The following is an 18172-nucleotide window of genomic DNA, read 5'->3' on the forward strand; positions in this document are numbered from 1 at the left end:
AAATAAGCGCGGAGTTCCAACTATAATTATTATAAACTGATAAATAAAATGATTTTCTTTTAATAATGTTTTTAAAAAAGTCGCGATGTCAGCTTTTCCATCAAAACAGGCGACATGTATGCTTCAAAGAGAGACGAGATCAGCGCTAAAAATAAAATGATCAGGAAAACAACAGCATACCGCCCGAACCACTGGATCGGCGCATCATGCAGACTTCGTTTAACGAACAGCTGCCTGATCAGCTTTAAAGAAAATGCAATCGCACACGTGCCCATAATGAGATAAGCCGGAATAAGCAGCACATTTTGCGGCAAAACCGAGACAAAGGATAAGAAAAAACCGCTGATTCCCATCTGGTTGACGAGAAATCCCACAGTAAATCCGACGACAATTCCTTTTAGAAAAATCATAATAAAAATGATCGGCATACCAATCACAGAAATGCCTAAAATCCACATCAGCCCTAAATACTTTATATTATGAAAAATGCTTTGCCAAAACATATCAGATGAGCTGGCCTGCTTTCCGTCTGATAGCTGTCCGAAAAATTGGCTTAAATAATAATATAAATCTTCTTTCTGGCTGATCGTCATGCTGTTGACAATAATAGCGCCAAAAATCACACCCATGAAAAACAGGACAGACACAAATATATAAAGAGAGAGATGATCCTTTACATGCCCGAGAAACATGTCCTTATAAGAAATTTTCCGCATATCGTTTCCTCCCGCCCGCTCTATTGATTTGATTTAATAGATTGTATGAAAGAAACGAAAAAACATGCTCTTTTTCAAAAAGAAACGATAGAGATTGCTAGGCGGCGGTTTCGGGCATAAAAAAATCCCTATCATCAAAGGCATTATGATCATAAGGATTTTTGTGTTTATGCTTTCTTTTATTCAATATGTCTTTTTTGCTTTTTGTCATTCTTTCATGGGTGCTGAAGGATGGAGAACTGCCTCTTGATAATAAGGCGTCCCGTCCGCTGTTTCTAAGCAGATGCTCCCGTTTTCTTTTCGCTCGGCTTTTTGCCATGCTGATCACTCCCTGTTTCATTTTGGTTCATGATAGCAAATGGAACATGTTATTAAAATGTTTTGAATCTGTCAGAAAAAAACAGCACCTGTCGTGCCAGGTGCTGGTTTCATTTTAATGTTTGACCGCTGTAAGAGCTGCACGTTCAACGGCGGCTGTCACTTCGTGATGGACCTTTGAATCCAGCGGCTGCGGAACCACATCGCCTGGCTTTGTGCAGGCTGCTATGGCCTCTGCTGCCGCCACAAGCATATCGTGATTGATCTCCTTGCTTTTGGCATTCAGTGCTCCTCTGAATATACCCGGGAAGCCAAGCACATTATTCACAGACCGCCCGTCAGCCGCATACGCTGCGCCGGCCTGCAAAGCATCCTCAGGCTCAATTTCCGGCTTCGGATTGGATAATGCCAATATGACCTGACCAGATCGTACGAATTCAGGTTTAATTAAACCAGGAACTCCTGTTGTGGCAATGACAATGTCACATGTTTCCATTAATTCTTCGATGCTGGCGGCTGTCTGTCCGCCGTATTGCTCAAGACGACTCATCGCCGTCTCTGATTTGTCTGTACCGCATACAGCTTTGACGCCGTAAGCCATAAACATCCGGCAGATGGCTACGCCCGCTGCGCCGAGGCCGATCTGCCCCACTTTTGCTTCTTTCAAGTCAACGCCCGCGCTTTTACATGCCGAAATGGCAGCTGCCAGCGTGACGACAGCTGTCCCATGCTGATCATCGTGCATGACAGGGATATTGAGCTCCTCTTTTAGGCGATCTTCAATTTCGAAGCAATGCGGTGACCCGATATCCTCAAGCAGGATGCCGTTAAATCCTGGTGAAATATGTTTTACCGTATTGATGATTTCTTCAGGATCACTTGTATCCAGCAAAATCGGGATACCGCTGATCCCTGCCAGCTGATCAAACAGCGCTGCCTTTCCTTCCATAACAGGCATTCCCGCAACAGAGCCAATGTTACCAAGGCCGAGAATGGCTGTTCCATCAGTTACAATTGCGACCGAGTTGCTGATTGTTGTATAGATATCAGCCTTCTGAGGTTCTTTCTCGATCAGTCTGCAGACGTCTGCTACACCTGGGGTATAGACGCGCCCAAGCTCTGCCAGTGAACGGATTGGCATTTTGCTTTTCATTTGGATTTTTCCGCCTTCATGGGCAGACAGGACTTCATCAGATACCGTGTGAAGCCTGATCCCTTCGCCAAGAGCCTGAACAGCCATGATCACTTCCTGAAGCTGTTCTTCATTTTCCACTTGTACAGTAATATTGCGCATCGTGTAATTGGGTCCGACTTTTACCGTCTCCACATCACCAATGTCTCCGCCCAGAAGGCCGATTGCTGTAGCCACTCTTCCGAGATTTCCGGGAACCGAAGGCGTTTCTATCATCAGTGTCCGAATCATGTGTTTCGCTATCATTCAGTGATCCTCCCCTTAGCCTAGTTTTTCAGCTTGAGCTGTATCGTTTTTCGTATACCATATACATTTTCCTGTATAACCATAGATAATGGCAAGACCTATTGCGACAAAACTGAGCCACATAAACGGCAGATAAGAGAAGGTAGAAACTCCTAAAATCCCGGCCATGTAAATGCCGTTATCAGACCAAGGGACCATACCTGAAGTCAAAGTTCCCCCGACCTCTGAATTACGGGAGAGAACTCTTCTGTCCAGATGCAAACGGTCATAGCTGTCTTCCATAATCTTCGGTGTCAAAATAAGAGATACATACATAGCACACCCGAAGATGTTCGCCAAAAATGCTACAATCAGCGTAGATAATGTCACATTGCCCGCTGATGTCAATTTCTTTTCAAACAATGAAACAATGACTTTTAACACACCTAGCTTCTCGAGCAACCCGCCAAAACCGAGACCAAAGATAATCACGACGAGAGAACCGAGCATGCCTACGATGCCTCCGCGGTTTAAGAGACCGTTTAAAAATTCAACATCTGTTTTAATAGAGAAGCCGTTGTACGCAGTTGCAATTGCATCGGCGAAATTCATGCCTTGGAAAACAGCAGCCCAGACAGCGCCAAGCAATGCACCAATTACGATAACCGGCATAGACGGCTTTTTCATCGCTAATAAGACGATCACGACAACAGCCGGAATCAGCATCCAAATATGAATGTCAAATGTATTCTGCAATGAAGATTTCAAAAATTCAACTTTGTCGAGATCAATATTTTTCCCGCCGTACATAAATCCAACAGCTGTAAAGAGAATAGCCGTAATCACATATGCTGGTATTGATAAATAAAGCATCGCTCTGACGTGAGCCAATACATCCACTTTTGATAATGAAGATGCCAGGACTGTGCTGTCAGACAGAGGAGACAGCTTGTCCCCGAAGTAAGCTCCGGAAAGAATGGCTCCAGCTACAAGAGGAAGCGGGATTCCGAGGCCTTCACCAATTGCGATCATGGCAATGCCGGCTGTTCCTACTGTTCCCCATGATGTTCCTGTCGCCACAGACATAATAGAACAAATAATTAACGTTGCGAGTAAAAAGATACTAGGATGAATAAATTCTAATCCATAATAAATCAAGGTTGGCACGACGCCTCCGGCAATCCATGTTCCAATGAGCGCTCCGACTGAAACGAGAATCAGAACAGCTTCAAGACCATTAGATATCCCATGAACAATCGCGTTTTGCAGATCTTTATATGAATAACCCAGTCTGATTCCGAGAATCATTGCAATAAACCAAGAAACAAAAAGCGCTAGCTGTATTGGCAAGTCTAAAAAGACTGTAAACGACAGAACAAGTGCTAAAAATGCTCCTAGTACGATAATAATTTCAAATAGTGTTGGCAATCTTACATCCTTCAAAAGAAGTCCCCCTTAATGAAAAAGCTAAAACGCTTTCAATAAATAGTGCAACACGTATACTATACTTCCTCATCCCTATGCTTGTAAACAGCTTATTCACCGGCTATTCAGAGGTGAATAAGCTGCATTTTGTTTAAATTTTATTTTTCTAATAGCTCTTTTCCAGCAATCCCTGGCTTTGTCATCTCGTATGGATTTAAAATGATATCCAATTCTTCTTCTGTCAGCACATCATGCTGAAGGCAAAGATCACGGACGGACTGGCCTGTCATAATCGCTTCCCTGGCGATTCGGGCAGCCGCTTCATAACCAAGATGCGGATTCACAGCGGTAATAACGCCAGCGCTTTTTTCTACGTATAGTTTCAAGCGTTTTTCATTAGCTTCGATGCCTTTTAAGCAATAGTCAGTGAAGGAACGGAAACCATTGTTCATAATGCTGATTGATTGCAGCAGATTAAAGACGAGCACTGGCTCCATAACGTTTAACTCAAGCTGACCTGCTTCTGAAGCTAGGCAGATGGTATTATCGTTTCCAATCACCTGGAACGCAATTTGGTTAATGAGCTCCGCCATAACCGGATTGACTTTACCCGGCATGATGGAAGATCCCGGCTGGCGGGCAGGCAGAGAAATCTCCGCAAGTCCGGCACGCGGTCCCGATGCCATTAAACGAAGGTCGTTTGCGATCTTCGACATGTTCATCATGCAGACTTTTAATGATGCAGAAACTTCTGTGTAAGCGTCTGTATTTTGCGTTGCATCAACAAGATGGTCAGCGCCGACAAGAGGCAGTCCGCTAATATCAGCAAGGTGTTTAACGACTTGTTTGATATATTCCGGATCGGCGTTCAGGCCAGTGCCGACTGCAGTAGCGCCCATGTTGACTTCATACAGATGCTGCCGGGATTGTTTAATGCGTTTAATATCACGCTCAAGAACACGGCTGTATGCATCAAATTCCTGGCCGAGACGAATCGGAACAGCGTCTTGAAGGTGAGTCCGTCCCATTTTAATGACAGAATCAAATTCCTGCGCTTTTTGTTTAAATACACCATGCATGTCTTCCATCGTCTTAAGCAGTTTTTCCAGCAGATTCAGTGTGGAAATATGAATGGCTGTCGGAAATACATCGTTTGTTGACTGTGACATATTAACGTGTGTGTTAGGGCTTAAGTGGATGTATTCTCCCTTTTTATGACCCAAGATTTCAAGCGCGCGGTTTCCGATGACCTCGTTCGCATTCATGTTCATGGATGTACCAGCGCCGCCTTGAATCGGATCGACGATAAACTGGTCATGCCACTTCCCTTCCAGAATCTCGTCAGCGGCTTGTACGATAGCTTGGCCAATTCCTTCATACAGCCGTTTTACATCCATGTTTGCAAGAGCGGCAGCTTTTTTTACAATCGCCAGCGCGTTAATCATTTCTTCATGGATTTTATATCCCGTAATCGGAAAGTTTTCTGAAGCACGCAGCGTTTGGATGCCGTAATAGACATCTGCTTCAATTTGTTTTTCTCCAAGGAAATCTTTTTCCACGCGGTATTCTTTCTGGCCGTTTAACATAATCTTTAACCTACTTTCTCTATAATGGTTATAGTTTTAGCTTTTTTACAGGACAACGTCATCGGCAATCGGTGTTTCCATAATTCTTTTTACGACCGGCAGATCTGAGGATTGGCCGAGTGCCCACATTAATTTAGGAACGATTGCTTCAGTGTTCATGTTTCTAGAGCGGATAATCAAGTCCTGATTGACTCTGCGGCCGACTTCGTAAATACTCATATCTTCGCCTTCTTCCAAGCATTGAGTCGTAATGACGACAACGATGCCGTTTTCAATCAGCTCATTTACCTTGGACAAAATGTCTCTGCCTTCAAACGGAACACCTCCGCTGCCATAACTTTCGATGACAATTCCTTTGTACATGCTTTTCAGAGCGTCCAGCATTTCCGGCTTTAAGCCCGGATGCAGCTTAAGCAGACAAACATCTGTGCATAGTGACGTGTCAACTGTGAAGGAGTCGTTCTCAGGTTCCGTTACTTGTTTGTTGTATTCAATCCCGTCTTCTGTAATAAAAGCGATATATGGATAATTGATGCTTTCAAACGCGTCATAGCTTTTCGTTCTTAACTTGATCGCACGTGTTCCTTGAATGACTCTGCCGTCAAACACAACATAAACCCCACCTACGCCTTCACAGGCAAAGCGAATGGCATCTGTAATATTTTTTTGGCGTCTGTCTTTTGAAAGGTAATCGGAATTTGCGAGCCTGTAATCACAATCGGCTTTTTAGCATGCTGCAGCATATAAGATAATGCGGCAGATGTATAGGCCATTGTATCTGTACCATGGGTAATAACAAACCCGTCATAGGCATCATAATTTTCCTTAACGGCTTCCGCTATCTCCACCCAGTATTCAGGCTGCATATTGGTGCTGTCTATATTCATAAGCGATTGGGTTTCCATCGTGTAATCGTTATCAAGTTTTGATACGTAACTTAACAACTCGTCAGCCTTCACCCCCGGGGCAAGCCCGTTTTCCCCTTCAACTGAAGCGATCGTTCCCCCAGTTGTCAACATCAATAATTTTTTCATACCATACACCTCTTCACTATATCTAAAGATGGGTTTGCGAGAAGGCATTCGCTTTTCGCATACTTTTAATGCAATTATAGACACGGAAAATAAAATACGCAAGACATTATTATTCAATTCGCGTACACTTCCGAATACCTATATGATATAATCAGCTCAAGTTGAAAAAGGAGCGGAAGTCCATGAATTTAGATCGTTTAACTGAATTGAGAAAAAAGAAAAATTGGTCGCTTCAATATACGGCTGACCTCCTGGGCATCGCAAAAAGCACGTACGCGGGATACGAGTCCGGCTACCGCCGCCCTTCGCTTGAGGCGCTGGCAATGCTGGCAGACCTTTTTGACACAACCTGCGATGACCTCTTAGGCCGCCCAAAGCAAAAACAGACTGCTCCTCAGACCATTGAATTGACCACGTGGAGCAGCCTTGACATTGATATTGCTGTTGACGGCAAGCCACTGTCTGAAGACGAAATTATACAGCTGATCACCTTTATCCGGACAAAGAGAAAAGTCCAGGAGGAATTGAGTTAATTTTCACTCACGACTTAACTTTCCCGTAGGTTCCTCCTCCTCCGGCTTTCAGTTCAAGCTTTCCTGACCTCGCTTTCACAATAAGAGCGGCGGTTTTCGGCGGAACAACCCGCGCCAGATCCTCCTCTGAAGTCTCATGGAGAACAGCCATTTCTGTGCCAAAGGCAGTCTTCAGCTTGTCCAGGGTTTTCGGTCCGACACCCGGAACAAATTGCAGCGGTATCTGATGGACATATCTAGGACGCGTTTTGCCTTTTCCAGACTGATCACTCAGTTCGCGCAATCTCTCGCTGACACCCTTTGTCAATCTGGCACTTCCGCATTCCGCGCACGCCGTTGCCCCGCTCACTGTACGCTCCCCGCATACGTCACAAGCCGTTTGATAATACTTCCCCAACAGCGGATCTAATCCGTAATTTGCAGTAATTTTCCTGTTGTCCTGCCCCTTTAATGCAAGAGCAAATTCAGAAAAATCAGCTGACTGCACATATAGTTCATTATATTCTCTGCCGATCTTCCCTAAGGAATGCGCATCAGAATTTGTTAAAAATGAATATTCATTTAATTCGGATACCCGTGAAGCCATAGGTGTGTCACAGCTTAAACCAAGCTCGACCGCATCTATCATAGAAGGCTCAAAAACCTCAGTTAAGCTTGACTTAACCCCTTTTCCGTACAAGCTTTTGTGGGGCGTGAAAATATGGGCGGGGATAAACAATCCGCCCATTTCCTTTACTTTTTTTGAAGGTTCAAGCCTGTTTCGTATATCCGCTGCGAGCTTAAGTGAATATTTTTCATCCGCGCTGAAAGCCAGGCTGAAAATTGTTTCATATCAGCGAGTGTCGGCATAAAAGCGAGCACATGAATCGGCCCGCTGCAGGCTTCATCATAAATCTCCAGCTCGCTTCCCAATAAAAGAGTTGTGCTGCGATAACGGATTCCGCCGTCCTCAAGCTCGTGATACCTGCCTGAAGCAATGCCTTCCTCAAGCTCTATTATGACTTCCGGGGAATGGCAGTCAATAATCCCGAGAAGTTCAATCCCTTTATATTCACTGGCCTCAACCAAAATCCGGTCCAGCGTCAGGGTTTTTGCACCTGTTATTTTAACAGCCCTACCTGTATAGGTCCGGCCGATATGAATGTGTAAATCCGCGTAAATCTTTTTCATTTTTATGCTTGCAGCGCTTCTTTCAGCTGAAGATATTGAATCGCATAGGCTGTCTTTGCGTCGTATACCTCACGCGACTCAACCAGCTTCAGTGCGTCTTCAAGCGTCACCTCCATCACTTCAACAAACTCGTCCTCATCAAGCTCCCGTTTTTCTTCAAGCACAGACAGCTCTTCCGCAAGAAAAACGTGAACAATTTCATCGGCAAAACCGGGCGATGTATAGAATGCTGTGATTTTCGTCAGCTTTTTCGCTGTGTATCCTGTTTCTTCTTCCAGCTCCCGAAGCGCCGTATACTCCGGCTCTTCTCCTTTTTCCAGCTTTCCGGCCGGTATTTCAACGATCGTCCGCTCCAGCGGCTTCCGGAATTGTTTCACCATTATGATTTTCCCTTCGTCTGTGACAGCCAGCACCGCTACCGCACCCGGGTGTTTTACAATTTCGCGTTTACTCGTTTTTCCGTTTGGGAGCTCGACGTCCTCTACATAAAGATCAATAACTTTACCCGAAAAAATCTGTTCTTTAGCAATTGTTTTTTCTTCTAAGTGTTTCATTTCTTCATCTCCCGTTCTGTCTCTATATCATGCCCCATACATTTTATCATACTAGAGAAAAGGGGGCTTCTTTATGAAAGTGTACCGTATGCAAAAGGGCGTCGTTTTAGTGGGGAAAGCGTGGGAGGTGCGGGCGAAGCTCAAGGAATACGGGCGCACATTCCGGTATGTGAAAGATTGGGTTTCCGAGCCGTAAAAGTTGAAAACTCTGCTCCTTTATATTACGGTCATTACAAAGCCTAAAAAAGGAGTGTGCACATGAGAAAGCGCAAACTAGGTTCATCTGCTTTAGAAATAAGCGAAGTCGGACTTGGCTGTATGTCCCTTGGAACCGAAAAAAATAAAGCGCTGTCGATCCTTGATGAAGCCATTGAGCTTGGCATCAACTATCTCGACACAGCTGATTTGTATGACCGCGGCCGCAATGAAGAAATCGTCGGCGAAGCGATTCAAAACAGACGCCAGGATATTATTTTGGCAACGAAAGCGGGAAACCGCTGGAGTGACGAAAGTGAAGGCTGGTATTGGGACCCTTCAAAAGCTTACATAAAAGAAGCTGTGAAAAAGAGCTTGACACGGTTGAAAACGGATTATATCGATCTGTATCAGCTTCACGGCGGCACAATAGAAGACAACATTGACGAAACGATTGAAGCATTTGAAGAATTAAAACAAGAAGGCGTCATTCGTTATTATGGGATTTCTTCTATTCGCCCGAACGTCATTAAAGAATATGTGAAAAAGTCAAACATCGTCAGCATTATGATGCAATTCAGCCTGTTTGACAGACGGCCGGAGGAATGGCTCCCGCTTTTAGAGGAACATCAGATCAGTGTCGTTGCCAGGGGCCCGGTCGCTAAAGGGCTGCTGACTGAGAAACCGCTTGAACAAACGGCTGACAGTATCAAACAAAACGGATACTTATCCTATTCGTTCGAGAAACTGACAAATGCCCGCAAAGCGATGGAGAATGTCGCGCCTGATCTGTCCATGACAGAAAAGTCACTGCAGTATCTGTTAGCACAGCCGGCTGTCGCCTCAGTGATTACAGGCGCCAGTAAGATTGAGCAGTTACGGGAAAACGTTCATGCTGCAAACGCACGGCGTTTAAGTGAAGAGGAAATCAAAGCGCTCCAATCTCATACGGAACAAGACGTTTACGAAGCGCACCGTTCATAAGAAAACCAGCACCTGACCGGGTGCTGGTTTATTTGTATTGATGCCAATCGAGCTGGCTTTCATTGAGGAGCTGTTCAAAGCTTTTGTTTTTTTCGATCTCCTTTTTCTTTCTGATCTGTTCCGCTTTCTTTCTTTCCTGTTTCTTCTCATCCTCTTCCTTCAATTGGCTTTTCATCTGCATCAGCTTTTCTTTTATATCGGATTGAAGGTCGTCTTTTAATTGGTGTTTGTCAGCAGATTTTTGTTTTTTCATGCTCGCTTCCCCCGTGTTTTTGTTTTGAAGCCAGTTTATCATGGAGATTCAGGCTGAACAAGCAGACTCTCTTCTGAAAAACGCTGTCATATTTTTCTGCCGGCTCAGCAGCGTTTAGGTATAATGGTTTTAGAAGATTATCCATAATAGAGTTGAAAGGTGCTGTGTCTTTTGAAAAGATTCCTTTTAGCCGTCGGCGCTGTCTTGGCAGCATTAGCTGCTATCGGTATTTGCTTCACAAATATCATTATGTTTATAAAGAAAAAAACCGACGAAGAGATTATGAAAAGAGAAACAGATGACGGGCATGATGTATTTGAATGGTTTGAACGCATGGAGAAAACGGCTTTTGTGATTCCATCGGCTTACGGATATGATATAAAAGGCTACTATGCTACACCGCACGATACATCAAATACAATGATCATCTGCCACGGTGTGACCGTGAATGTATTAAATTCTCTCAAATATATGGATTTATTTCTTGATCTCGGCTGGAATGTGCTGATTTACGATCATCGCCGGCATGGACAAAGCGGCGGAAAGACTACAAGCTATGGTTTTTATGAAAAGGATGATTTACACGAGGTCGTCAAATGGGTGAAAGAAAAAACCGGTAACCGCGGATTGGTCGGAATTCATGGTGAATCAATGGGAGCAGTGACTGCTCTGCTGTATGCAGGGGCACATCCTGACGATGGCGCTGATTTTTATATTGCCGATTGCCCGTTTGCAAGCTTTGAGGAACAGCTTGCGTATCGCCTGAAAGCGGAATACCGGCTGCCTTCCTGGCCGATTCTTCCCATTGCCGACTCCTTTTTGCGGTTCAGGGACGGCTACCGCGCACGCGATGTATCTCCTCTTGCCGTCATCGAAACGATCGAAAAGCCGGTCCTCTTTATTCACAGCAGGCACGATGATTATATTCCTGTTACTGCAACCGAGCGGCTTTATAAAAAAAAGCCCGGTCCAAAGGAACTCTATATTGCTGAAGCTGGAGAACACGCCATGTCGTATACAAAAAACCGGGACACGTATCGAAAAACCGTGCAAGCCTTTTTAGACAAAATAACGTAAAAAGCGAAAGGCCCCTATCGGCCTTTCGCTTTTCCATCATAAAACGTCGGTGATGCCATCCATATGTTCACTGATCCATTCAATCGCAAGGTCTATCGTAGTAAACTCCTGCGCTTCAAATGTCATTTCATCCTGCAAAAGCCAAACATCCTTCTCGACGGATTGCGCTCCTCCGATTGACCAATGCAGCAGGGTGTAGGGATGGTTTTTGTTCAGAAAGGATACCCACGTTTTATTCTGTGCTGTATTCTTAATTGACTTCAGCTTTTGTTCCACGTTTCGTGTCTCCCTACTTTACTAATATGCTCATTCTTGGACTGAGCATTTGAGCCGGACTTTTCAGCGCCAGCGTTTTGGCTTTTTCATTGTAATCGATTGTCATTTGATCGTCAAAAAACACTTTTTGCGACGACTGGATATATAGCGGAATGCCGTTCGTTTCCAGCTGCTCACACTGTCCCGCTAATTCCTCTGTCACCCAGATGGTCGGTACACCGCTTACTGCGCAGCCGCATCCTTCAGCGTCATAACGGAGCTGTGCCTTTTTTCCCGGGTTGGCGTCAAGCGCCTGCTGCAGTGCCTGTTTTGCTGCATCTGTCACATGAATGTTCATAAGGTGAAACCCCCGTTTTTTTCATTTTCGCTATTGTAGCACACCACGCGTCCGTTCGCATTGTTTCTGCCTTTTTTCCACCGCTTCGCTTTTTCTTCTGCAGCCTTGATCCAATCGTTTTTTCCCTGTATGTACGGCTTGATATTGTCCGGATACTGGGCCGCCAGCTGTTTTTTGAGCGAGGCGTATTCATTCGCTATTTCCGGATGAGCTGTGAGATAATCTCTGAACACCAAATGCCGTTCAATAGCAGGATGCCCTCCTTCATAAATATGGACATGATGGGTACGCTTATTTCCGCCCTTTTGAAAATAGCGTCTGCCAATCATGCCGTTTTCTCCTTTCGGCATATAGCCGAGCTCCGCCATTTTCGAATCATATTGGTTCACGGCCGCGATATCCTTTACTGCAATCAGGATATCAATGACCGGCTTTGCCGCCATATTTGGTATCGATGTGCTTCCGACATGATGCACGTCAATGATCTCCGGGCCGAGCACAAGCTTCAGACGATCTTTTTCCTCTCTGAACAGCCTTGCCCATTCTTCATTGTAGTGAACGACTTCAACCTTTCTTTTCGGATAGAGATGAAAGACTGACAGAAAAAGCCCCTCTGACGCTTTGACGGTTTTCGTCTTTACAAACCCTGCCTGCGTATACAGCGACACGGCCGGGCTGTTTTTCTCGGCTGTTACGACCTCGATTTTCTCAGCGTCTTCGTTCTGATCAATAACAAATTGCACGAGTGCTCGTCCGATGCCTTTTCTGAAACCGTCGGGATGCACAACAAGCCTGCAAATTGTCAGCTCATGCATAAACTTCTCGTATGAAATGACACCGAGCAGTTTCCCGTCTTCCCGGTATCCCGCAAATTGCTCCTGAGAGGCTCTGATATCCTCAGCTTTTTCGTGTAAAGCAGGGATTCCGTCAAAACCGATAAGCTCCGCTTCTTTTACATAAGCTGGCTTTTGAACGTCAATAATCTCACGCGATACAGCCTCTTCCTTATGCTGAAGAAATGCAATCATTTGTTTTCTCCTGAAAACAGCCGCTGCTTCTCGACTTTGGTGACGCGGATCGCATACGATTCATACCATACGCTTTTTCCTTTCTCTTTCGCTGCCTGGTGTTCGGTGTGATGCTTCCAATGATTGATTGCGTCCATACTCTCCCAATAGGAAACTGTGATGCCGGTTCCATCCGCTCCGCGAACGCTTTCCACACCTAAAAATCCGGGCTGGCTCGCCGCAAGCGAAACCATCCGCTCTGCTGTTTCTCCATACGCTTCGTCATTTTCACTTTTGACAGAAGAAAAGATAACAGCATAATAAGGGGGCTCAGGTGTTTTTGATAAAAAATCCATAGCGGTTCCTCCTCATATGTACTTCACAAAAAGAACCCTGTCCTGGCCCGGTCCATCGTAATTTGCAAATACTGAGATGCCATTCACTGTTTTGCTGCCTTTTTCAATTTCAAATCCCAGTCTTGTATGATACGCGATTGACACCTTATTTACCGGGGACGTCACGCACTTTACCCGGGTGCATCCCCTCTTCTTAACTGCTTCAATAAACACATCGTATAATTGTTTTCCAATTTGCATTTTTCTGAAATCCGGATGCACACCGGAAAAATGGATGTATGCCGTTACAGGATCTGATTGCGATTGAAATCCGATTAAAAATCCAGTCATGCTGTTATGTTCATGTGTGATAAAGCTGGTGTCCTGAAAATGTTCAAAAAATAATCGCGGGAGCTTTTCTTTCAGCTGCCTGCCGCCCCACCATTCATTCATTACAGACGTTACCATTTCATAATCTGAAGACGTGATTGTTCGAATATCCATTACGATTTGATCTCCCTCCGTCTGGCAAAACGAATGTCTCTTTTTTTCTCACAATATAAAAATTATATTTTGCCTGACTGGAATTGTAAATGCCTTCTTTTCTGTATCATACGTTTCCAGACTGCTGACGGAACAATGTTTGCTATTTTCACATCTAGTTCTCCCCCTCCAGGAGGGGGAACATTTACAGAAAAATATCAAGCACCTGATCAAGTCTCAGCTTACAGAGCTTGCCGGCGTCTCCTTTTATCCACACTGTTTTTTCAAATTCCTCATAGCGGCAGATTTTCCCGTTGCAGGTGACAATTTCGCCATCCTGAAAGCAGCTGACAGTAATATCCTGAGCAAATTCCATTGCCATGCAAAGCGTTTGGTTCATCTCCTCCAGCTTATCCGAATCAAGGATTGGCCTTTGCAGCTTCTGTTTATGGTGTTTTCTCTCAAGCAGGCTTTGTTTATGTTCAGGCAGAAACATTCGGCTTCCTTCCCACAGCAGATTGCCTCTTTTTAAATGCTCATTCATTTATAATGCCCTCCTATTTTAGCCGCTCGTTCAAACGCCTGGCCTGCCGCTGTCAGTGAGGCCGCCCTGATGATCGCCGTGTCGCCGAACCGGTTTTTAATCCCGTCCATCACATAGCCGAGGCTCATCTTCTTTGCATAATCCTGAAATAAATTAAGCTGCCATACTTCATCAGATGAGAGCTGAGAGAGATTGACCCCGAGGCGGCGGACAGGCTTCCCGTCCCAAAACTTGAGAAACAGTCTGCATACAGCCTGGTACACATCCTGCGTAGAATTGGTCGGTTCCGCCAGCTTCACTTGCCGGTTGAAGCCGGTCGGCAAATCAAAGTCAGCCCCCCTGCAGCTCACCGAAACCGTCTGCCCCATCATCCCGGCGTTTCGGCTTCGCCTGCATACCTCTTCACTCAGCTCCAGCAGAACGACCTTTATTTCTTTGTCAAAGTGTTCATAGTCTTTCGGGAGTGTCATTCCGTGGCCAATCGCTTTTTGTCCGTCCAGCGATGCCGTTGACACAGGAGAATAGTCGATTCCGTTCGCCGTCATCCACAGCACGTGTCCGTTAATGCCCCATTTCTTTTTTAAAAGCTCGAGCGGAAAAACCGCAAGCCCGCCGATCGTGCTGATGCCCATTCGATTCAAATGATGTTTCATCCGGCTCCCGACGCCAAACATACTCCCCACCGGAAGCGGCCACATCTCGGTTTTCATATTTTCTTTCGTTAACGTGAAAATACCGTTCTTATTCTTTTTGGCAAAATTGTCACACGCGATTTTGGCAAGCGCTTTATTAGGGCCGATTCCGACCCGGGCATAAATGCCGACCTCCCGCATGATTCTGTCCTGAATGCTTTTAGCAATTTCCTCGGGCGCCCCAAACAGCTTCTGGCTGCCTGTGATATCCATGAACTGCTCATCAATGGAATAGGGCTCCACGAGATCTGTATATTCCTCTAAAATGGCGGTGATTTGCAGCGATACATCAATATACCGCTGCATACGAGGCCGGAGCACAACAGCTTCAGGGCACTTTTCCTGCGCTTCCCACAGGCGTGAGGCATTGGCTACCCCTTTTTGTTTCGCCAGCGGGCATGCAGCCAATACAACTCCGCCCCGCCTTTCCGGATCACCCGAAACAATCACCGGCTGATTTTTCAAATGTGGATTTTCCGCTTTCTCTACAGATGCATAAAACGATTGCATGTCAACGAGAAAAATCACTTTTTCTTTCATCATACACACCTCTAAAAAGAACTTATGTTCGCTTTCACTATTATATGCGAAAATATGTTCGATTTATACTGGTAAATGATTCTTGTCTGACAGAAAATATGATGCAAGGGTTTGAGAGAAGGAAAACATTTAGTAGAATGAAAGCGAACCATAAAGATAGGAGAGTCAAAATGGAGAAATTTGTTGAAAAAATGCTGGGACAGGCATTGCGCCAATACGGCCGAAATGTTGCCGTTGATCCGTTAAGCCCGTATGAAAAACAAAGCCTGAAAGCTGCTTTAGAGGAAAGACAAAATGAAGATCCAGATGAGGACCTGCATGCGCATATAGAGGATATCATTTATGACTACGTCACAAACCAAGGGCTGTTTTCTTAGTGTCATGCACCTTCATTGTTGAGAAATTTCGTATATCTGTTTGCGTATGGCCAGAAGGGACGCCGCTGATATCGACGGGAAGCGCCCCTTCTCATATAGGGGCGCTCAAGCCCATCAGCATAAACTTTAGCCTGATGCCCCGTCTCACTCAGCATTTCAGGAACCCCGCCGATATGAGCTACAGCCTGATAGGTCAACGTCTTTAAACGGAAATCCGTTTGATTCTCCCGCATTCCTGATGTCTTTAAACTGCCCGGGCATTTCTGCTGAATGAGAATTGCACTTTCATGGTGAGTTATAAGCGCCGGACAAAAAATCCGAGTACTTCAACCTCTGCTTCAACGGCGTAAACGCCATCGTCAACCGTGAAACATGAACCATTCAAAAACAAAGGTCATCCTGCGCACCCATAGTGTAATACAATCCCTTATAAACCGGTAAGTAAAAATATTTAATCCTCCGTTGGATAAGGAAATTTTTTCATGTATGATAGAAAAAGATCTTACTAACAGGAGAGAACAATAGACATGAAGACATGGAAAGATATCCACCCAATCAGCTGGACAATTATTATCGGAACCATTTTTGGCAGGATGGCAACATCGATGAGCATTCCGTTTTTAGCGATTTATTTAACATCTGTCCAAGGCGCATCAGCGTCCTACGCGGGGCTTGTCATTGCGGCGAGCTCATCAGTCGGTATCATTGCAAGCTTTTATGGCGGATATATCTCGGACAAATTCGGCAGAAAGAACATGATGCTTGTATCCATTTTCGGCTGGATGCTGGTGTTTGCAGGGTTTGCGGCCGCTTCTCACCTCTGGGTATTTTTTGTGGTAAATGCGTTAAACGGACTTTGTAAATCACTGTTTGAACCTGCTTCAAAAGCTTTGCTGTCAGATATGACAGAAGAAAAAACAAGATTGCTGGTTTTTAATTTACGGTATGCAGCCATTAATATCGGCGTTGTCTTCGGCCCTGTGCTCGGTCTGTACTTTGGTTCATCACAATCTACCGCTCCTTTTTTGGTGCCCGCGGTGATTTATGGGATGTACGGTGTCATCCTTGCCATCCAATTTAAAAAGCATCCACCCGCGACATTAGAACAATCCAGAAATCTGAACGTTCGGGAAGCGTTTATGGTAACGCAAAAGGACCGTCTTTTTACAGTTGCTCTTATCGGCATTACACTATGCAGCTTCGGCTATTCGCAGTTCAGCTCTACATTCCCGCAATATATGGCGCAAAATCCTTTTATCGAAAATGGGACAAAATTGTACGGCTTGATGCTGACATTAAACGCAATTGTTGTTTTGGCAACACAGTTTCCCATCGTCCACCTTGGTAAACGGTTTTCGCCGCTTTGCTCCCTGATGCTCGGCAATATCATGATCAGCGCCAGCATGATGATCCTTACCATGTCACACGGGGTTTCTTCACTTGTTATCATTGTGATTGCATTTACAATTGGAGAAGTGCTCTTATTCTGTATGATGGATTTGTTTGTAGACCAGATTGCAAAACCCGGATTAAAAGGAACGTATTTCGGAGCGATCGGCTTTTCGCAGTTTGGGAATGTGATTGGCCCTTGGGCCGGCGGCTTATGTATAGATGCATTTGGTGCCGGGCATCCAAGTTCCATTTTTTCTGTCCTTAGCGGCATCACCCTGCTTGGCCTGCCGTTTTTAGTGTTTGCCTATCGGAGGATGAAAGCGGGAATCACTGAGCAGCAACCCGGACTGGGGAAGCCGCTTTAACACAAGAAGACGGGAGAGAATCGCTCTCTCCCGCAAAAACGAGGTGATGAAATATGAATATAGGTGATATCATGTTTCAGCTGATCGTATTTTTCATGTTTGCCGCTGTTATCTCGGCGGCTGTGATCGGCTCTACATATGCGAAAAACCGTAAAGCACAGCTGGACCGAATCGAAAAAAAGCTTAACAGCATGTCCGAAGACCAAAACGATTAACCGCTTGGGGCAACGAGCTCTACCTTGATCCGGTCAGGGTCCTCGCAATAGACTGCATAATGCCCGTCTCCTCCGGCAAAAGGATGCCAGTCTCGGTACAGCACACGATAGCCTTTCGCCATCAATTTTTCAGTCATCAGGTCGACTTGAAGCTTGATTTCAGCATGAAACGCGAGATGGTTCAGGCCGACACGGCACCTGTGATATTTCGGCTCTAGACATTCTTCTTTTGCCTGAACAATCACAAGGTAAAAGTGATCTTTCTTCCAGCTGATGCCGGAACTCCATTTTGAAACTCTTTATAGCCGCTTCCAAATCGGAGACATACAGTTCAATATGGTGCATAA

General features: G+C 45.1%; 20 protein-coding genes and 4 pseudogenes. 7 read left to right on the top strand and 17 right to left on the bottom strand.

Annotated features, from left to right (window positions below; translation table 11 throughout):
* Nucleotides 1-71 precede the first annotated feature (71 nt).
* The 6 genes and pseudogenes from spoIIM to ansA all read right to left on the bottom strand — a co-directional run bounded on the left by spoIIM (nucleotide 72) and on the right by ansA (nucleotide 6496).
* Entirely contained in the window at nucleotides 72-716 is a 645-nt protein-coding gene (spoIIM, locus tag AU387_RS19660) for a stage II sporulation protein M (protein ID WP_059336650.1), read from the bottom strand.
* 97 nt (nucleotides 717-813) lie between these two features.
* Entirely contained in the window at nucleotides 814-1035 is a 222-nt protein-coding gene (locus AU387_RS19665; RefSeq protein WP_059336651.1) for a hypothetical protein, read from the bottom strand.
* 114 nt (nucleotides 1036-1149) lie between these two features.
* Nucleotides 1150-2472 (bottom strand): NAD-dependent malic enzyme, encoded by a 1323-nt coding sequence (locus tag AU387_RS19670; RefSeq protein ID WP_059336652.1) that lies wholly within the window; start codon nucleotides 2470-2472, stop codon nucleotides 1150-1152.
* 15 nt (nucleotides 2473-2487) lie between these two features.
* Complete coding sequence (gene mleN, locus AU387_RS19675; RefSeq protein WP_059293660.1) at nucleotides 2488-3894, bottom strand: malate-H+/Na+-lactate antiporter MleN; 1407 nt, start codon at nucleotides 3892-3894, stop codon at nucleotides 2488-2490.
* A gap of 140 nt (nucleotides 3895-4034) precedes the next feature.
* Nucleotides 4035-5462, bottom strand: a complete 1428-nt coding sequence (aspA, locus tag AU387_RS19680) for an aspartate ammonia-lyase (RefSeq protein ID WP_059336653.1) — start codon at nucleotides 5460-5462, stop codon at nucleotides 4035-4037.
* 45 nt (nucleotides 5463-5507) lie between these two features.
* Nucleotides 5508-6496 (bottom strand): annotated as a pseudogene (gene ansA / locus AU387_RS19685) (asparaginase).
* A gap of 182 nt (nucleotides 6497-6678) precedes the next feature.
* Here ansA and AU387_RS19690 point away from each other — a divergent pair.
* Nucleotides 6679-7029 (top strand): helix-turn-helix domain-containing protein, encoded by a 351-nt coding sequence (locus AU387_RS19690; protein WP_024121939.1) that lies wholly within the window; start codon nucleotides 6679-6681, stop codon nucleotides 7027-7029.
* Nucleotides 7030-7036: 7 nt separating this feature from the next.
* Here AU387_RS19690 and AU387_RS19695 read toward each other — a convergent pair.
* Nucleotides 7037-8199: pseudogene (locus tag AU387_RS19695) on the bottom strand (TIGR00375 family protein).
* Between the two features lie 2 nt (nucleotides 8200-8201).
* A complete protein-coding gene (gene nudF, locus AU387_RS19700) occupies nucleotides 8202-8753 on the bottom strand; it encodes an ADP-ribose pyrophosphatase (RefSeq protein ID WP_044154761.1) in 552 nt (183 codons plus the stop codon).
* A 73-nt stretch (nucleotides 8754-8826) separates the two neighbouring features.
* On the opposite strand from nudF, the gene mciZ reads away from it, so the two are divergent.
* Nucleotides 8827-8949 carry a Z-ring formation inhibitor MciZ gene (gene mciZ, locus AU387_RS19705; RefSeq protein WP_024121940.1) on the top strand — a complete coding sequence of 41 codons (123 nt, stop codon included), beginning with the start codon at nucleotides 8827-8829 and terminating at the stop codon, nucleotides 8947-8949.
* Nucleotides 8950-9011: 62 nt separating this feature from the next.
* Entirely contained in the window at nucleotides 9012-9932 is a 921-nt protein-coding gene (locus AU387_RS19710; RefSeq protein WP_059336654.1) for an aldo/keto reductase, read from the top strand.
* Between the two features lie 28 nt (nucleotides 9933-9960).
* On the opposite strand, the gene AU387_RS19715 is transcribed toward AU387_RS19710, so the two are convergent.
* Nucleotides 9961-10185: a YqkE family protein gene (locus tag AU387_RS19715; protein WP_044154759.1), complete on the bottom strand. Its 225-nt coding sequence runs from the start codon at nucleotides 10183-10185 to the stop codon at nucleotides 9961-9963.
* A gap of 171 nt (nucleotides 10186-10356) precedes the next feature.
* On the opposite strand from AU387_RS19715, the gene AU387_RS19720 reads away from it, so the two are divergent.
* The gene (locus tag AU387_RS19720; RefSeq protein ID WP_059336655.1) at nucleotides 10357-11262 is read left to right on the top strand and encodes an alpha/beta hydrolase; all 906 of its coding nucleotides are present in this window, start codon (nucleotides 10357-10359) and stop codon (nucleotides 11260-11262) included.
* Between the two features lie 36 nt (nucleotides 11263-11298).
* Here AU387_RS19720 and AU387_RS19725 read toward each other — a convergent pair whose 3' ends face one another.
* The 7 genes and pseudogenes from AU387_RS19725 to AU387_RS19755 all read right to left on the bottom strand — a co-directional run bounded on the left by AU387_RS19725 (nucleotide 11299) and on the right by AU387_RS19755 (nucleotide 15479).
* Nucleotides 11299-11538, bottom strand: a complete 240-nt coding sequence (locus AU387_RS19725) for a DUF2552 family protein (RefSeq protein WP_044154756.1) — start codon at nucleotides 11536-11538, stop codon at nucleotides 11299-11301.
* Nucleotides 11539-11551: 13 nt separating this feature from the next.
* Complete coding sequence (locus AU387_RS19730; protein WP_024121945.1) at nucleotides 11552-11875, bottom strand: iron-sulfur cluster biosynthesis family protein; 324 nt, start codon at nucleotides 11873-11875, stop codon at nucleotides 11552-11554.
* A complete protein-coding gene (locus AU387_RS19735) occupies nucleotides 11872-12903 on the bottom strand; it encodes a GNAT family N-acetyltransferase (RefSeq protein ID WP_044154755.1) in 1032 nt (343 codons plus the stop codon). Before AU387_RS19735 ends, AU387_RS19730 begins: the two co-directional genes overlap by 4 nt.
* Nucleotides 12881-13238 (bottom strand): annotated as a pseudogene (locus tag AU387_RS19740) (antibiotic biosynthesis monooxygenase family protein). Before AU387_RS19740 ends, AU387_RS19735 begins: the two are co-directional and overlap by 23 nt.
* A 12-nt stretch (nucleotides 13239-13250) precedes the next feature.
* Complete coding sequence (locus tag AU387_RS19745; RefSeq protein WP_044154753.1) at nucleotides 13251-13721, bottom strand: GNAT family N-acetyltransferase; 471 nt, start codon at nucleotides 13719-13721, stop codon at nucleotides 13251-13253.
* Between the two features lie 184 nt (nucleotides 13722-13905).
* Nucleotides 13906-14244 (bottom strand): YolD-like family protein, encoded by a 339-nt coding sequence (locus tag AU387_RS19750; RefSeq protein ID WP_059336657.1) that lies wholly within the window; start codon nucleotides 14242-14244, stop codon nucleotides 13906-13908.
* Nucleotides 14241-15479 carry a DNA polymerase IV gene (locus AU387_RS19755; RefSeq protein WP_082687967.1) on the bottom strand — a complete coding sequence of 413 codons (1239 nt, stop codon included), beginning with the start codon at nucleotides 15477-15479 and terminating at the stop codon, nucleotides 14241-14243. The genes AU387_RS19750 and AU387_RS19755 overlap by 4 nt, the downstream gene beginning before the upstream one ends.
* A gap of 167 nt (nucleotides 15480-15646) precedes the next feature.
* On the opposite strand from AU387_RS19755, the gene AU387_RS19760 reads away from it, so the two are divergent.
* The 3 genes from AU387_RS19760 (at nucleotide 15647) to AU387_RS21815 (ending at nucleotide 17825) form a co-directional block, all read left to right on the top strand.
* Complete coding sequence (locus AU387_RS19760; RefSeq protein WP_024121951.1) at nucleotides 15647-15853, top strand: YqzH family protein; 207 nt, start codon at nucleotides 15647-15649, stop codon at nucleotides 15851-15853.
* A 527-nt stretch (nucleotides 15854-16380) separates the two neighbouring features.
* Nucleotides 16381-17610 (top strand): MDR family MFS transporter, encoded by a 1230-nt coding sequence (locus AU387_RS19770; RefSeq protein ID WP_059336659.1) that lies wholly within the window; start codon nucleotides 16381-16383, stop codon nucleotides 17608-17610.
* A 53-nt stretch (nucleotides 17611-17663) separates the two neighbouring features.
* A complete protein-coding gene (locus tag AU387_RS21815; protein ID WP_024121954.1) occupies nucleotides 17664-17825 on the top strand; it encodes a hypothetical protein in 162 nt (53 codons plus the stop codon).
* Here AU387_RS21815 and AU387_RS19775 read toward each other — a convergent pair.
* A pseudogene (locus tag AU387_RS19775) lies at nucleotides 17822-18170 on the bottom strand (VOC family protein). The gene AU387_RS21815 and the pseudogene AU387_RS19775 sit on opposite strands and share 4 nt — an antisense overlap.
* Between the last annotated feature and the right edge of the window lie 2 nt (nucleotides 18171-18172).

The organism is Bacillus halotolerans, assembly GCF_001517105.1.
In the GTDB taxonomy this organism is placed as follows: domain Bacteria; phylum Bacillota; class Bacilli; order Bacillales; family Bacillaceae; genus Bacillus; species Bacillus halotolerans.

Excerpts from the sequence above, each read along its gene's own strand:
- spoIIM (WP_059336650.1), bottom strand. The coding sequence starts at position 716 with ATGCGGAAAATTTCTTATAAGGACATGTTTCTCGGGCATGTAAAGGAT.
- AU387_RS19665 (WP_059336651.1), bottom strand. The coding sequence starts at position 1,035 with ATGGCAAAAAGCCGAGCGAAAAGAAAACGGGAGCATCTGCTTAGAAAC.
- AU387_RS19670 (WP_059336652.1), bottom strand. The coding sequence starts at position 2,472 with ATGATAGCGAAACACATGATTCGGACACTGATGATAGAAACGCCTTCG.
- aspA (WP_059336653.1), bottom strand. The coding sequence starts at position 5,462 with ATGTTAAACGGCCAGAAAGAATACCGCGTGGAAAAAGATTTCCTTGGA.
- AU387_RS19690 (WP_024121939.1), top strand. The coding sequence starts at position 6,679 with ATGAATTTAGATCGTTTAACTGAATTGAGAAAAAAGAAAAATTGGTCG.
- nudF (WP_044154761.1), bottom strand. The coding sequence starts at position 8,753 with ATGAAACACTTAGAAGAAAAAACAATTGCTAAAGAACAGATTTTTTCG.
- mciZ (WP_024121940.1), top strand. The coding sequence starts at position 8,827 with ATGAAAGTGTACCGTATGCAAAAGGGCGTCGTTTTAGTGGGGAAAGCG.
- AU387_RS19710 (WP_059336654.1), top strand. The coding sequence starts at position 9,012 with ATGAGAAAGCGCAAACTAGGTTCATCTGCTTTAGAAATAAGCGAAGTC.
- AU387_RS19715 (WP_044154759.1), bottom strand. The coding sequence starts at position 10,185 with ATGAAAAAACAAAAATCTGCTGACAAACACCAATTAAAAGACGACCTT.
- AU387_RS19730 (WP_024121945.1), bottom strand. The coding sequence starts at position 11,875 with ATGAACATTCATGTGACAGATGCAGCAAAACAGGCACTGCAGCAGGCG.
- AU387_RS19735 (WP_044154755.1), bottom strand. The coding sequence starts at position 12,903 with ATGATTGCATTTCTTCAGCATAAGGAAGAGGCTGTATCGCGTGAGATT.
- AU387_RS19745 (WP_044154753.1), bottom strand. The coding sequence starts at position 13,721 with ATGGATATTCGAACAATCACGTCTTCAGATTATGAAATGGTAACGTCT.
- AU387_RS19750 (WP_059336657.1), bottom strand. The coding sequence starts at position 14,244 with ATGAATGAGCATTTAAAAAGAGGCAATCTGCTGTGGGAAGGAAGCCGA.
- AU387_RS19755 (WP_082687967.1), bottom strand. The coding sequence starts at position 15,479 with ATGATGAAAGAAAAAGTGATTTTTCTCGTTGACATGCAATCGTTTTAT.
- AU387_RS19760 (WP_024121951.1), top strand. The coding sequence starts at position 15,647 with ATGGAGAAATTTGTTGAAAAAATGCTGGGACAGGCATTGCGCCAATAC.
- AU387_RS19770 (WP_059336659.1), top strand. The coding sequence starts at position 16,381 with ATGAAGACATGGAAAGATATCCACCCAATCAGCTGGACAATTATTATC.
- AU387_RS21815 (WP_024121954.1), top strand. The coding sequence starts at position 17,664 with ATGAATATAGGTGATATCATGTTTCAGCTGATCGTATTTTTCATGTTT.